The following is a 253-nucleotide window of genomic DNA, read 5'->3' as shown; positions in this document are numbered from 1 at the left end:
CTCCAATACCATGCCGAGGGACTTGATTCGGAGGTGTTGAAGGCGTTCGGCATCGAACCCGGTGCGCCGCCCGAATTGTCCCGCTGGACCGAGATCGTCGATCGCCTGACCAACCCAGAGGGCGAGGTGACGGTCGGCGTCGTCGGCAAATATGTCGGCCTTCAGGACGCCTACAAGTCGCTCAACGAGGCGCTGGTCCACGGCGGCATCGCCAACAAGGTGAAGGTCAACGTCCGCTGGATCGACGCGGAGC

At 63.2% G+C, this 253-nt stretch carries 1 pseudogene; it reads left to right on the top strand.

The annotated features are described in order from the left end of the window. Positions 1–253 (top strand): annotated as a pseudogene (locus AC0IW9_RS31340) (CTP synthase); the annotation flags it as partial.

The sequence above is a fragment of the Belnapia sp. AC561 genome, from assembly GCF_979252845.1.
This window is presented reverse-complemented; position numbering and strand designations above follow the sequence as displayed.